Here is a 12883-nt window from a genome sequence, read left to right on the forward strand (position 1 = left end):
GCGGGGGGGGGCGGGGGGGGGCCCCCGCCCCCGCGCCCGCACCTGCACAGGAGCCCACCCCATGACGCAGCCCGGACACGAGCCGAGCCTCCACACCTCCTCGATCAGCCTCACCGACCTCGCCCCGGCCGGCGACGCCGACCTCTCCCCGGAGGCGCTCGCGGCCGTCCGCGCCCTGCCGGCCGGCACGGCGCTGCTGGTGGCCCACGGCGGCCCCGACGCCGGCGCCCGGTTCCTGCTGGACACCCCCGTGGTGAGCGTGGGGCGCCACCCGGACGCCGACATCCTGCTCGACGACGTGACCGTCTCCCGCCGGCACGTCGAGCTGCGCGCCGTGGACGGCGGCCACCAGCTCGTGGACCTGGGATCCCTCAACGGGACCTACGTCAACGGGGACCGGGTCGACGACGTCCGCCTGCGCTCCGGCATGGAGCTGCGCATCGGGCGCTACCGCCTCACCTACCACGCGGCCGCGCAGGCCTGAGAGGGACCGTGGACCCCACCGGGCACCGGCCCCGCGCGGCCGAGGACGCCGTCCGGACCCTCGGCATCGGCGAGGTGGTCGCCGCCCTCGAGCCGGCCTTCCCGGGCGTGAGCGCGTCCAAAGTGCGGTTCCTCGAGGACCGCGGACTGGTGACCCCGGAGCGCACGCCCGCCGGATACCGGCGCTACCGCGCCGCGGACGTGGACCGCATGCGCCTGGTCCTGACGCTCCAGCGGGACCGGTTCCTGCCGCTGCGCGTGATCCGCGAGCACCTCGAGGCCCTGGACCGCGGGGAGCGATCCGCCGTCCTCGAGGCCGCGCCGTCCGACGTCGAGGCCGAGCGCCTGGGGCGGAGGATGACGGACCCCGCCCGCCGGTGGACCCGTGCCGAGCTCGCCCACGAGTCCGGCGCCTCCGAGGAGCTGATCGGCGAGCTCGACCAGTACGCGCTGCTGCCCCGGGACGCCGAGGGCCTGCACCCGGCGGCCGCGCTCGCGGTGGCCCGGGCCGCCGTCGAGCTCGCGGACCACGGGATCGAGCCCCGCCACCTGCGCCCCTTCCGCGCGGCCGCCGACCGGGAGCTCAGCCTCGTGGAGCGCGCGGTGGCGCCCCTGGCCTCCCGCCGGGACGCCGGGACCCGGGAGCGCACCGCGCAGACGGCGCGGGGGATTGCCGACGCCTGCCTGCGCCTGCACTCTGCGCTCGTGCACGGGGGACTGGAGCAGTGGGATGACTGAGGCGAACGGCCCCGCGTCCCCGGCGGACGTCCCCCTGACGGTGCTGGGCGTGCGCGTGGAGCTGCCCGCCCAGCAGCACGTGGTGCTGCTCCTGGACCCGCCGGGGGACACCGTCGTCCCCCTATGGGTCGGCGCCCCGGAGGCCGCCGCGGCGGCCCTGGCCCTCGAGGGGCTGCCGAGCCCGCGCCCCCTGACCCACGCCCTGCTGCTGGAGACGGTGGCGGCGCTCGGAGGGCGCCTGGAGGCGGTGCGCCTCACGGCGGTGGTGGACGGGGTGGTCCACGCGTCCCTCGAGCTGCGCGGCGGCGCGCGCGTGGACGCGCGGGCCTCGGACGCCGTGGTCCTGGCCCTGCGGGCGCAGGCCCCGGTGCTGTGCGCCCCGGAGGTCCTCGCCGAGGCCGGCCTGCCCGCCCGGGGCGGGCACGGGGACCCCGAGGAGGACGAGGAGGCGGCGCTCCACGACTTCCGGGCGTTCCTGGACGACGTGGCCCCCGAGGACTTCGCCTGAGCGCCCCCGGTCGGGGGCGCCGGCCGCGACACGCCCGGGGCCCCAGGAGCCGACGTCGTTGACCCGGCCCCCTGCGGCCCGTACCTTCGACCAGAAGGCCCCGGCCGTGCCCGCCGAAGCCCCTCCACGGTCACCGGAGGGGACGGGCGGAGACGGTCACCCCCATGGGGCCACCGACCAGGAGGTCTCCTCAGTGACACCGCATGCAGGACCTGGTCTGCCCCTCGGCATCGACGGCAGACAGGGACGTCTCTTCGACGACGACACCACCACCCCGGACGGCGACGTCGGCTACCGCGGCCCCACCGCGTGCAAGGCCGCCGGGATCACCTACCGCCAGCTGGACTACTGGGCGCGCACGGACCTCGTGGTGCCCACGGTCCGCGGCGCCGCCGGCTCCGGCACCCAGCGGCTGTACTCCTTCCGGGACATCCTCGTCCTCAAGGTGGTCAAGCGCCTGCTGGACACAGGGGTCTCCCTCCAGCAGATCCGCGCCGCCGTGGCGCACCTGCGCGAGCGGGGGGTCGACGACCTCGCCCAGATCACCCTGATGAGCGACGGCGCCTCGGTGTACGAGTGCACGTCCGCCGACGAGGTCGTGGACCTCGTCCAGGGCGGCCAGGGCGTCTTCGGCATCGCCGTCGGCCGCGTCTGGCGCGAGGTCGAGGGCAGCCTCGCCGAGCTGCCCAGCGAGCTGCTGGGCCCCTCCGCCGCCCAGGACGAGCTCTCCGCCCGTCGCCGCGGCCGTCAGGCGGCGCGCGCGGCCTCCTGAGCCCGCCCCCGCGCCGACGACGGCGCCGCCCCGCCCGGGCGGCGCCGTCGTCGTGTCCGGCGCGGGGGAGGAGAAGCGGCCCCGGCTCGTCATCGTGACGCCGCTCACCGGCCCGGAGCGTGGGATGTGCCACACTCGGGGCATGAGTCTCCCCCTGGATCCCGACACCCCCCGCAACGACGCGGGTCGTCCGGCCTCGACCGACACGGCTCCCGTCTTCTCCAAGGTCCTGGTGGCCAACCGCGGTGAGATCGCCGTGCGCGCCTTCCGTGCCTGCAACGAGCTCGGTGCTCGCACCGTGGCCGTGTTCCCCTACGAGGACCGCAACTCCATCCACCGTCAGAAGGCCGACGAGGCGTACCGGATCGGCGAGGAGGGGCACCCCGTCCGGGCGTACCTGGACGTGGACGAGGTCATCCGGGTGGCCAAGGACGTCGGCGCCGACGCGATCTACCCCGGCTACGGCTTCCTCTCCGAGAACGCCGGCCTGGCCCGCGCCGCCGCCGAGAACGGCATCACCTTCGTGGGCCCGCCGGCCGACGTCCTGGAGCTGACCGGCAACAAGGTGGAGGCCCTGCGCGCGGCCAAGCGCGCCGGCATCCCCACCCTGGACTCCTCCGAGCCCAGCGCGGACGTCGACTGGCTGATGGGGCAGGCCGACGCCATCGGCTTCCCGATCTTCGTCAAGGCCGTGGCCGGCGGCGGCGGGCGCGGCATGCGCCGCGTCGAGCGCCCCGAGGACCTGCGCGACTCCCTCGAGGCCGCCATGCGCGAGGCGGACACCGCCTTCGGCGACCCCACCGTCTTCCTCGAGCAGGCCGTGCTGCGCCCGCGCCACATCGAGGTGCAGATCCTGGCCGACGCCCACGGGGACGTGGTGCACCTGTTCGAGCGCGACTGCTCGCTGCAGCGCCGCCACCAGAAGGTCATCGAGATGGCCCCCGCCCCGCACCTGGACGAGGAGATCCGCCAGGCCCTGCACCGGGACGCCGTCGCCTTCGCCAAGGAGATGGGCTACGTCAACGCGGGCACGGTGGAGTTCCTCGTGGACACCGCGGGCGACCGCGCCGGCCAGCACGTGTTCATCGAGATGAACCCCCGCATCCAGGTGGAGCACACCGTGACCGAGGAGGTCACGGACGTGGACCTCGTCTCGGCGCAGCTGCGCATCGCCGCCGGGGCCTCGCTGGCCGACCTGGGCATCACGCAGGACACCCTGCAGGTGCGCGGCTTCGCCATGCAGTGCCGCATCACCACGGAGGACCCCGCCAACGGGTTCCGCCCGGACACCGGCACCATCACCGCCTACCGCTCCGCGGGCGGCTCGGGCGTCCGTCTGGACGGCGGCACGATCTACGCCGGCGCGGAGATCAGCCCCCACTTCGACTCGATGCTCGTGAAGCTCACGTGCCGCGGCCGCGACTACGAGACGGCCGTGCGCCGTGCCCGCCGCGCCCTCGCGGAGTTCCGCGTGCGCGGCGTGACCACGAACATCCCGTTCCTGATGAACGTGCTGGACGACCCGCAGTTCCTCGCCGGCGACGTGGCCACCGACTTCATCGACGCCCACCCCGAGCTGGCGGCCGTCAACCGCTCCCAGGACCGCGGCTCCAAGGCGCTGCAGTACCTCGCGGACGTCACCGTGAACAAGCCGCACGGCGAGCGGATCGACGGCATCGACCCGCGCGACCGCCTGCCCGGCCACCCCGGGGACAAGCGCCACGAGCCGGACCGCTCGCCGTTCGACGGCCCGAGCCGTGACCCCGCGGCCGTCCCGCCGGCGGGCTGGCGTCAGGTGCTGCTGGAGAAGGGCCCCGAGGGGTTCGCCTCCGCCCTGCGCGAGCAGACCGCCCTGGCCGTCACGGACACCACCTTCCGCGACGCCCACCAGTCCCTGCTGGCCACGCGCGTCCGCACGCGCGACCTGCTGGCCGCCGCGCCCGCCGTCGCCCACACCCTGCCGGGCCTGCTGTCCGTGGAGGCGTGGGGCGGGGCCACGTACGACGTCGCCCTCCGGTTCCTCCACGAGGACCCGTGGGAGCGCCTGGCCCTGCTCCGCGCGGAGCTGCCGAACATCCCGATCCAGATGCTGCTGCGCGGCCGCAACACGGTCGGGTACACGCCCTACCCCACCGAGGTGACGGACGCGTTCGTGGCCGAGGCCGCGGCCACCGGCGTGGACGTGTTCCGCATCTTCGACGCCCTCAACGACGTCGAGCAGATCACCCCGGCGATCGCCGCCGTGCGCGCCACGGGCACCGCGGTCGCCGAGGCGGCCCTGTGCTACACGGGCAACATGACGGACCCGTCCGAGTCGCTCTACACGCTGGACTACTACCTGGACCTGGCCCGCCGCATGGTCGACGCCGGCGCGCACGTGCTGGGCATCAAGGACATGGCCGGCCTGCTGCGCCCGGCCGCCGCGCGCGAGCTCGTGGGCGCCCTGCGCGCCGAGTTCGGCCTGCCGGTGCACCTGCACACGCACGACACGGCCGGCGGCCAGCTGGCGACGCTGCTGGCGGCCTCCGAGGCCGGCGTCGACGCCGTGGACGCGGCCACCGCCTCCATGGCCGGCACCACGAGCCAGGTGCCGCTGTCCGCCCTCGTGGCGGCGCTGGAGCACACCGAGCGCGACACCGGCCTCTCCCTCGAGGCGGCCACCGCGATGGAGCCCTACTGGGAGTCCGTGCGCTCGATCTACGCGCCGTTCGAGGCGGGTCTGACGGCTCCCACCGGCCGCGTGTACCACCACGAGATCCCCGGCGGACAGCTGTCCAACCTGCGCACGCAGGCCATCGCACTGGGCCTGGGGGAGCGGTTCGAGCAGATCGAGTCCATGTACGCCGCCGCGGACGACATGCTGGGCCATCTGGTGAAGGTGACCCCGTCCTCCAAGGTGGTGGGCGACCTCGCCCTGCAGCTGGTGGGCGCCGGGGTGGACCCGGCCGAGTTCCAGGAGCACCCGCAGGACTTCGACATCCCGGACTCGGTGGTCGGCTTCCTGCGCGGCGAGCTGGGCGACCCGCCCGGCGGCTGGCCCGAGCCCTTCCGCACGCGCGCGCTGCAGGGCCGCCGCGAGGGCACCGGCATGGCGGAGGTCTCCGCGGAGGACGCCGCCGCCCTGGCCGAGCCGGGCGCGACGCGCCGCGACGCGCTCAACCGTCTGCTGTTCCCCGGCCCGACGCGCGAGTTCCAGGCGCATCGCGAGGAGTTCGGCGACACCTCGACGCTGCACACCCGCGACTTCCTGTACGGCCTGGTCCCCGGGCGCGAGCACATCGTGTCCCTGGGCCGCGGCGTGCGCCTGATCGCCGCGCTGCAGTCGGTGTCCGAGCCGGACGAGAAGGGCGTGCGCATCGTGATGATCGCCCTCAACGGCCAGCTGCGCCAGGTGCAGGTCCGCGACCGCTCCGTGGAGTCCACGGTGCGCCAGGCCGAGAAGGCCGACCCCGGCGTCGCCGGCCACGTCCCCGCGCCGTTCGCCGGCTCGGTGACGGTGCAGGTGGCCGAGGGCGACACGGTGGAGGCCGGCCAGCCGGTGGCCACGATCGAGGCCATGAAGATGGAGGCGGCCATCACCGCCCCCGTGGCGGGCACGGTCCGCCGCGTGGTGGTGGAGGGCGTGACCCCGGTCCAGGGCGGCGACCTGCTGCTCGAGCTGGACTGACCCGCCCGCCGGAGACGGCCCGGACGCCTGAGGCGTCCGGGCCGTCTCCTATGCTGGGGGCCATGGCCACCGCAGAGGACTTCGACCTGATCATCATCGGCTCCGGCTCCGGGAACTCCCTCGTCACCGAGCACTGGGAGGGTCGCCGCGTGGCCGTCGTGGACTCCGGCCCCTTCGGGGGGACGTGCCTGAACCGGGGCTGCATCCCCACGAAGATGTACGCCTACCCGGCCCAGCTGGCCGCCGCGCCGGCCGAGGCCGCCCGCCTCGGCGTCGGGCTCGAGTTCACCGGCGCCGACTTCGAGGGCATCCGGGACCGCGTCTTCGGCCGGGTGGACGCCATCAGCGACGCCGGGCTGCGGTACCGGCGGGACGAGCTCGAGCACACTGAGGTGGTGGCTGAGGAGGTGCGCTTCACGGGGCCGAGGGAGCTGACCACCGCGTCCGGGCGCGTGCTGCGCGGCGAGCAGGTGGTGGTGGCTGCCGGGTCCCGCCCCGTGGTCCCGGACGTGCCGGGCATGGACCTGCCCTCGGTGCACACCTCGGACACGATCATGCGCTTGCCGCGCCTGCCCCGGCGGCTCGTGGTGGTCGGCGGCGGGTTCATCGCCGCCGAGTTCGCCTCCGTCTTCGCCGCCCTGGGCACCGAGGTGGTGCAGGTCAACCGGAGCCGCCGCCTGCTGCGTCGGCACGACGTGGCTGTCTCTGACCGGTTCACCCAGATCGCCGCGCGGCGGTGGGACCTGCGCACGGGGTGGACCCTGGGCGGCGTCGAGGCCGTGGCGGACGCCGAGCGCGCCGCCGAGGGCTGGGTCACGGTGCGCCTGGACCCGGCCCCGGGGGCCGAGCGCAGCGGACCGGACGAGGCGGAGCTCGAGGCGGACGCCGTGCTCGTGGCCACCGGTCGCGTCCCCAACACGGACCGGCTGGCGGTCGCGGAGGCCGGCTACGACGTGACCCCGGACGGCGTCCTGGCGGTGGACGCCGCCCAGCGCGTCCTCGCGGGCGGCCGGCCGGTCCCGGGCGTCTACGCCCTGGGCGACGTGGCCAACACCTGGCAGCTCAAGCACGTGGCCAACCACGAGGCGCGCCTCGTCGCGCACAACCTGGAGCATCCCCACGACCTGCGCGAGGACTCGCCCGGCCCGGTGCCGGCCGCCGTGTTCACGCAGCCCCAGATCGCCTCGGTGGGCCTCACGGAGGCCGAGGCCGTCGAGCGGTTCGGCGCGGACGCCGTCACGGTGAAGGAGCAGGCCTTCGGGGACGTCGCCTACGGCTGGGCCATGGAGGACTCCGAGGGCCTGTGCAAGGTCGTGGCCGAGCGGGCCACCGGACGGATCCTGGGGGCGCACCTGCTGGGGCACGAGGCCGCGAACCTCGTCCAGACCTTCGTGACGGCGATGTCGTTCGGAATCGACGCCCACACCCTCGCCCGCGGCCAGTACTGGCCCCACCCGGCGCTCAGCGAGGTCGTCGAGAACGCCCTCCTGGGCCTGGACGTCCCCGACTCCGGACGCCTCTGAGGCCGCGGCCCCGTGCCCGGCGGCCGTGGAGGTCACCGGGCACGGGCCCGCTCCGAGGCGTCCGGGTCAGGACGGCCGCGGGCCCGAGTAGATGTCCTCCACGACGGCGGAGAAGTCCTTGAGGATGGCGGCCCGACGCATCTTCAGAGAGGGCGTCATGTGACCCTCCTCCGCGGAGAAGTCCCGGTCGAGGATGCGGAACTCACGGATGCCCTCGGCCTTCGACACCGTCCCGTTGGCCCGGTCCACCACGGACTGCACGTGCTCGCGGACCTTCGGCTCCCGCGCCGCCGCCGCGACGTCGAGGTCACGGTCCAGTCCGCGGGCGGCCAGCCACGCGGGCAGGGTGTCCGCGTCGAGGGTGACGATCGCCGCGACGAAAGGCTTTGCGTCGCCCACGACCATCACCTGCGAGATGAGGGCGTCGGAGCGGATCGCGTCCTCCAGCTGCGCCGGGGCCACGTTCTTGCCGCCGGCGGTGACGATGATCTCCTTCTTCCGGCCCGTGATGCGCAGGAAGCCCTCCTCGTCCAGGGAGCCCAGATCGCCGGTGCGGAACCAGCCGTCCTCGGTGAAGGCCTCCGCGTCCGCCTCGGGGCGATTGCGGTAGCCGCGGAACAGCGAGGTGCCGCGTGTGAGGATCTCGCCGTCGTCGTCGATCCGGATCTCATTGCCGCCCAGCGGGCGGCCCACGGTGCCGATGCGGAGCTTCCTCGGGCGGCCGACGGTCACGGGGGCGGTGGTCTCGGTGAGGCCGTAGCCCTCGAGGATCGTGACGCCCACCCCCCGGAAGAAGTGCGCCAGGTCGGGGGAGAGGGGGCCGCCACCGGAGACCGCGTACTGCAGGGACCCGCCCATGGCGGCGCGGATGCGACGGTAGATCAGCGCAGAGTAGAACGCGCGCTGGGCCCGCAGCGGCACGCTCACCCGGCCGTCCTCGAGCGCCTTCGACCACCGGACCGCCACGTCCGCGCCGCGCTCGAAGATCGCCCCCTTCCCACCGGTCTGCGCCTTGAGCAGCGCCGCGTTGTAGATCTTCTCGAACACGCGCGGCACGGCGAGCAGGAAGGTCGGATGGAAGCTCTCCATCGACTCGGACAGGTGGGCGAGGTCGGAGACGTGACCGCACCGGGCCCCGCCCTCCACGGTCAGCACGGACACGAACCGGGCGAACACATGCGCCAGGGGGATGAACAGCACCGTCGACGAGTCGGGGTTGACCACCTCGCCGAGGGAGGAGGAGAGCGTCTGGTGGGCGAGCTCCGCGAAGTTGGCGTGCGTCAGCTCGCAGCCCTTGGGCCGGCCCGTGGTGCCGGAGGTGTAGATCACGGTGGCCAGGGAGTCCAGGGCGAGGCCGGCCCGCCGCTCGGCGAGGACCTCGTCCCCGCCCTCCTCGCTGCTGAGCTCGTCCAGGCCGGACCCGGGCTCGGCACCGGCGGGGTCCATGGTCCACAGCCCGCACAGGGCAGGCAGGCCCTCGCGGTGGACGGCGTCGCGCACGGTCTTGGCGCGCTCCGGGGTGTCGACGACGGCGGCGCACACGCCGGCATCCTCGAAGATCCAGGCCACCTGCGACGGCGAGGAGGTCTCGTAGACCGGCACCGTGACGGCGCCGGCGGCCCAGATGGCGTAGTCCACGAGGGTCCACTCGAGCCGGGTGGAGGCCATGATCGCCACGCGGTCGCCGGGGCCCACGCCGGCCGCCACCAGACCGCGGGCATACCCCTGGACCCGGGCCCAGGCCTCGGCGGCCGTCACATCGCGCCAGGCGGCCTCGCCCTCGCCGCCGGGCACGGGCGCGGCGAACAGCGGGCGGTCCGGGTGCTCGGCCGCCTGACGGGCGAGGGCATCGGTCAGAGCGGTGTCGGGGGAGAGCGTCGGGTGGGCCGGCTCGGCGATGTGGCGCATGGGTCCTCCAGGGGGTCTGGCCGGGACGGACCGGGTGCGCGGGGACGGCGCACCCGCGTCGGGGTCCGGTGTGAGCGGTGTCACGTACACCCTACAAGCATCCGCCGCCGGCGGAGGACCGCCCCCCGTGCGTGGTCAGCGGGGCGCCACGGCGCGGGCCACCGCGGCCCTGCTCGCCTCGATCAGCAGGGGCAGGTCGAGGTCGAGGGTCGCCACGTGCCGGCTGCGGGGCAGCGGGACCACCTCCACGGGCGCCCGGGTCAGGCCGCGCAGCAGTGCGCGGTGGCTGGCCTCGGGCACCACGGCGTCCCGGGCCGAGCGGAACACGGTGACCGGGGACGTGATCCTCCCCAGGCCCCGCTCGGCGGCCCGCTGGATGCGGCCGACCGCCGCGACGCCGCCCAGGGGCGTGCGCTCGTACGCGATCTCCCGCGCGTCGGGGTCGGCGATGTCCCCGGCGATCGCGGGCAGGGAGGGGACCACGTGCCGCAGCAGCGGGGCCGCGTGGGCCACGGGGTTGCCGAACCGCAGCGCGGGGTTCACCACCAGCGCCGCGGCCACGGGCCGGTGGGCGGCGGCGTCCAGGGTGAGCGCGCCCCCCATCGAGATGCCGGCCACCGCCACATGGTGGTGCCCGGCCAGCGCGGCGTCCACCTCGGCGCGCACGGCCGCGCGGATCTCGTCCGCCCCGGTGGCCGCCAGGTCCTCCCAGCGGGTGCCGTGGCCGGGCAGCAGCGGCACCCGCACCGCCACCCCCTCCGCGGCCAGCCCCTCGGCCCACGCCCGCACCGACGCCGGACCGGAGGTGAAGCCGTGCAGGACCACCACGGCCACGTCGGGCCGCCCGGTGGCGGGCAGGCGGAACGGGCGCTGGGCCTCGGGGACGTCGACGTCGCGCGGGGCGGGGGCGGACGCGGGGCGGAGGGGGAACGGCAGACGCATGCGGACGAGCCTAGACCCGCCCGCATAGGATGGGGGCACCGCCGACGTCGAGAGAGGCTCTCCCCGTGTCCACGTTCTACCGGTCCGCCAAGACGTTCGTGGTGGCCCCCGCCACCCGGCTCCTGTTCCGCCCCTGGGTCAAGGGGCTGGCCCACGTGCCCGACGAGGGGGCGGCGATCCTGGCCAGCAACCACCTCTCGGTCTGCGACTCCGTGTTCATGCCGGCGATGCTGGAGCGGCAGGTGCACTTCCTGGCGAAGCAGGAGTACTTCACCGGGCCCGGCCCCAAGGGGTGGGTCACCAGGAAGTTCTTCGAGGCCACCAACCAGCTGCCGATGGACCGCTCCGGCGGCCAGGCGTCCCTGCGCTCGCTGGAGGCGGGTCTGGACTGCCTGCGGGAGGGCAAGCTGCTCGGCATCTACCCCGAGGGGACCCGCAGCCCCGACGGACGGCTGTACCGCGGCAAGATCGGCGTGGCGAAGATGGCGCTGGCCTCCGGGGCCCCCGTGGTGCCGATCGCCATGATCGGCACCGACCGGGTCCAGCCGATCGGCCGGACCCTGCCCACCCCCCGCCGGCTCGGCATGGTCTTCGGCGAGCCGCTGGACTTCTCCGGCCGGGCCGAGTCCGCCGGGGACCACCGCGTCCTGCGGGAGGTCACGGACGAGATCATGGAGGCGATCCGCCGCCTCTTCGGCCAGGAGTACGTGGACGTCTACGCCGCCGATGTGAAGTCCGGCCGTGTGCCGGCCCCGCCGCGCGCGGGCCGCGACTGAGTCCGGTCTCACACTGCGGACCTGCCGGGTCACGTTCCGGACCCCCTCGTCGGCCGGGCCTAGGCTGGGTCCATGCATGAGGACCCCCGCGACCAGATCCTGGCCTTCGGCACCGCCATCTCCGAGGGCGCCGCGCCCGACCCCGCGCTCGACGCGTGGCGCGACCTCGAGGTCCGCCAGGCGCCCACCTGGGCGGACCAGGACGACTTCCGCGCCGCCGTCGCCGAGCTGAGCCAGGTCCCCCCGCTCGTCTTCGCCGGGGAGGTGGACGTGCTGCGCACCCGGCTGGCCGAGGTCGCCCGCGGCGAGGCGTTCCTGCTCCAGGGCGGCGACTGCGCCGAGACGTTCGCCGGCTCCACCGCCAACCGCATCTCCGCCCGCGTGAAGACCATCCTCCAGATGGCGGCCGTGCTCACCTATGGCGCCTCCATGCCGGTGGTGAAGATGGGCCGGATCGCCGGCCAGTACGCCAAGCCCCGGTCCTCGGACACCGAGACCCGCGACGGCGTCACCCTCCCGAGCTTCCGCGGGGAGATCGTCAACGGCTTCGAGTTCACCGAGGAGGCCCGCCGCCACGACGCGAGCCGCATGGTGACGGCCTACCACACGGCCGCGTCCACCCTGAACCTCGTGCGCGCCTTCACCCAGGGCGGCTTCGCCGACCTGCGCAGCGTCCACCAGTGGAACCGCGGCTTCATGGAGAACCCCGCCCACAAGCAGTACGAGCGCATCGCCGCGGAGATCGACCGGGCCGTGCGCTTCATGGCCGCCGCCGGCGCGGACTTCGAGGCCATGCGGCGCACCGAGTTCTACGCCGCCCACGAGGCCCTGCTCCTCGACTACGAGCGCGCCCTCACCCGCCTCGACTCGCGCACCGGCACGCCCTACGCCACGAGCGCCCACTTCCTGTGGATCGGAGAGCGCACCCGCGAGGTCGACGGCGCCCACGTGGACTTCCTCTCCCGCGTGCGCAACCCGATCGGCGTCAAGCTCGGCCCCAGCACCACGGTGGACGACGTCCGCGCTCTCGCGGACCGGCTCGACCCCGAGCGCGAGCCCGGCCGCCTCACCTTCATCACCCGCATGGGTGCAGGTCGCATCCGCGACGCGCTGCCGACGCTGCTGGAGGCGTCGAAGTCGTTCGAGACGCTGCCGGTGTGGGTCACCGACCCCATGCACGGCAACACGGTCACGGCCGCCAACGGCTACAAGACCCGCCGGTTCGAGGACGTCATGGACGAGGTCTCCGGCTTCTTCGAGGTCCACCGCGGTCTCGGCACCCACCCCGGGGGCATGCACGTGGAGCTCACCGGCGACGACGTCGCCGAGTGCGTCGGCGGCGCCGACCCCGTGGCGGAGGCGGACTTCGACGCCCGCTACGAGACCCTGTGCGACCCGCGCCTGAACCACCAGCAGTCGCTCGAGCTCGCGTTCAAGGTCACCGACGCCCTCGCCCACCCGCACCGCGGCTGAGCCGGCCCCGCCGCACGACGACGACGGCGCCGCACCCCGTGAGCGGGTTCTAGCGGTCCTCGCAACACCCTGGATTCCAGGAGGTTGCGAGGA

At 74.7% G+C, this 12883-nt stretch carries 10 protein-coding genes; 8 read left to right on the top strand and 2 right to left on the bottom strand.

The window, feature by feature from the left end; all coding sequences use genetic code 11:
• The first annotated feature begins 61 nt into the window (after positions 1 to 61).
• The 6 genes from Q4D18_RS08840 (at position 62) to Q4D18_RS08865 (ending at position 7691) form a co-directional block, all read left to right on the top strand.
• Positions 62 to 484, top strand: coding sequence for an FHA domain-containing protein (locus Q4D18_RS08840; protein ID WP_303127440.1), 423 nt, complete (start codon positions 62 to 64; stop codon positions 482 to 484).
• 8 nt (positions 485 to 492) lie between these two features.
• Positions 493 to 1221, top strand: a complete 729-nt coding sequence (locus Q4D18_RS08845; protein ID WP_303127442.1) for a MerR family transcriptional regulator — start codon at positions 493 to 495, stop codon at positions 1219 to 1221.
• Positions 1214 to 1729 carry a bifunctional nuclease family protein gene (locus Q4D18_RS08850; protein ID WP_303127444.1) on the top strand — a complete coding sequence of 172 codons (516 nt, stop codon included), beginning with the start codon at positions 1214 to 1216 and terminating at the stop codon, positions 1727 to 1729. Before Q4D18_RS08845 ends, Q4D18_RS08850 begins: the two co-directional genes overlap by 8 nt.
• 229 nt (positions 1730 to 1958) lie before the next feature.
• Positions 1959 to 2501 carry a MerR family transcriptional regulator gene (locus tag Q4D18_RS08855; protein WP_303127456.1) on the top strand — a complete coding sequence of 181 codons (543 nt, stop codon included), beginning with the start codon at positions 1959 to 1961 and terminating at the stop codon, positions 2499 to 2501.
• A 142-nt stretch (positions 2502 to 2643) separates the two neighbouring features.
• A complete protein-coding gene (locus tag Q4D18_RS08860; protein WP_303127445.1) occupies positions 2644 to 6168 on the top strand; it encodes a pyruvate carboxylase in 3525 nt (1174 codons plus the stop codon).
• 62 nt (positions 6169 to 6230) lie between these two features.
• On the top strand, positions 6231 to 7691 hold the full coding sequence (locus tag Q4D18_RS08865; RefSeq protein WP_303127447.1) for a mycothione reductase: 1461 nt from the start codon (positions 6231 to 6233) through the stop codon (positions 7689 to 7691).
• A 66-nt stretch (positions 7692 to 7757) separates the two neighbouring features.
• On the opposite strand, the gene Q4D18_RS08870 is transcribed toward Q4D18_RS08865, so the two are convergent.
• Together Q4D18_RS08870 and Q4D18_RS08875 are read right to left on the bottom strand one after the other, a co-directional pair.
• Positions 7758 to 9599, bottom strand: a complete 1842-nt coding sequence (locus tag Q4D18_RS08870) for a long-chain fatty acid--CoA ligase (RefSeq protein ID WP_303127449.1) — start codon at positions 9597 to 9599, stop codon at positions 7758 to 7760.
• A gap of 135 nt (positions 9600 to 9734) precedes the next feature.
• Positions 9735 to 10541 carry a carboxylesterase gene (locus Q4D18_RS08875; protein ID WP_303127450.1) on the bottom strand — a complete coding sequence of 269 codons (807 nt, stop codon included), beginning with the start codon at positions 10539 to 10541 and terminating at the stop codon, positions 9735 to 9737.
• Between the two features lie 65 nt (positions 10542 to 10606).
• Between Q4D18_RS08875 and Q4D18_RS08880 the strand changes: the two genes are divergently transcribed.
• Together Q4D18_RS08880 and Q4D18_RS08885 are read left to right on the top strand one after the other, a co-directional pair.
• A complete protein-coding gene (locus Q4D18_RS08880) occupies positions 10607 to 11317 on the top strand; it encodes a 1-acyl-sn-glycerol-3-phosphate acyltransferase (protein ID WP_303127452.1) in 711 nt (236 codons plus the stop codon).
• 72 nt (positions 11318 to 11389) lie between these two features.
• Positions 11390 to 12790 (top strand): class II 3-deoxy-7-phosphoheptulonate synthase, encoded by a 1401-nt coding sequence (locus Q4D18_RS08885; protein ID WP_303127454.1) that lies wholly within the window; start codon positions 11390 to 11392, stop codon positions 12788 to 12790.
• Positions 12791 to 12883: the final 93 nt, after the last annotated feature.

This window comes from Micrococcus sp., from assembly GCF_030523875.1.
In the GTDB taxonomy this organism is placed as follows: Bacteria; Actinomycetota; Actinomycetes; order Actinomycetales; family Micrococcaceae; genus Micrococcus.

Coding starts and splice junctions, on each gene's coding strand:
- Q4D18_RS08850 (WP_303127444.1), top strand. CDS start 1,214: ATGACTGAGGCGAACGGCCCCGCGTCCCCGGCGGACGTCCCCCTGACG.
- Q4D18_RS08875 (WP_303127450.1), bottom strand. CDS start 10,541: ATGCGTCTGCCGTTCCCCCTCCGCCCCGCGTCCGCCCCCGCCCCGCGC.
- Q4D18_RS08885 (WP_303127454.1), top strand. CDS start 11,390: ATGCATGAGGACCCCCGCGACCAGATCCTGGCCTTCGGCACCGCCATC.
- Q4D18_RS08870 (WP_303127449.1), bottom strand. CDS start 9,599: ATGCGCCACATCGCCGAGCCGGCCCACCCGACGCTCTCCCCCGACACC.
- Q4D18_RS08840 (WP_303127440.1), top strand. CDS start 62: ATGACGCAGCCCGGACACGAGCCGAGCCTCCACACCTCCTCGATCAGC.
- Q4D18_RS08860 (WP_303127445.1), top strand. CDS start 2,644: ATGAGTCTCCCCCTGGATCCCGACACCCCCCGCAACGACGCGGGTCGT.
- Q4D18_RS08865 (WP_303127447.1), top strand. CDS start 6,231: ATGGCCACCGCAGAGGACTTCGACCTGATCATCATCGGCTCCGGCTCC.